General features: G+C 61.1%; 1 rRNA gene. It reads left to right on the top strand.

What is annotated here, in order from left to right:
* A 16S ribosomal RNA gene (locus ABGA94_RS05760) occupies positions 1 to 330 on the top strand; the annotation flags it as partial.
* Positions 331 to 529 lie beyond the last annotated feature (199 nt).

Raw genomic sequence — 529 nt, 5'->3', positions numbered from 1 at the left:
AACGGCAGCACAGGAGAGCTTGCTCTCTGGGTGGCGAGTGGCGGACGGGTGAGGAATACATCGGAATCTACTCTGTCGTGGGGGATAACGTAGGGAAACTTACGCTAATACCGCATACGACCTACGGGTGAAAGCAGGGGATCTTCGGACCTTGCGCGATTGAATGAGCCGATGTCGGATTAGCTAGTTGGCGGGGTAAAGGCCCACCAAGGCGACGATCCGTAGCTGGTCTGAGAGGATGATCAGCCACACTGGAACTGAGACACGGTCCAGACTCCTACGGGAGGCAGCAGTGGGGAATATTGGACAATGGGCGCAAGCCAGTGAAGCCGTCATGCGGGGATGCCGAGTCAACCACATCTCCATTCGGGAGCGGGCGGCCCGTGCGTCCTTGGCTTGTCGTGAATCCTGGCGAGGGAACGATGGAAGCCCGAAGGGGGCGAGACGCCAGGACCGCAGGGCAGGGTGGCTCGATGCGCAGCACGACAGCGCGCCCGGCCGCCTTCTTGGCCGGGGACGTCCAGACTTA

Origin of the sequence: Stenotrophomonas sp. 3diitr2024 (assembly GCF_042136455.1) — a bacterium.
Classification (GTDB): Bacteria; Pseudomonadota; Gammaproteobacteria; order Xanthomonadales; family Xanthomonadaceae; genus Stenotrophomonas; species Stenotrophomonas sepilia.
The sequence above is the reverse complement of the archived record's forward strand: the minus strand, read 5'-3'. Positions and strand labels throughout refer to the sequence as shown.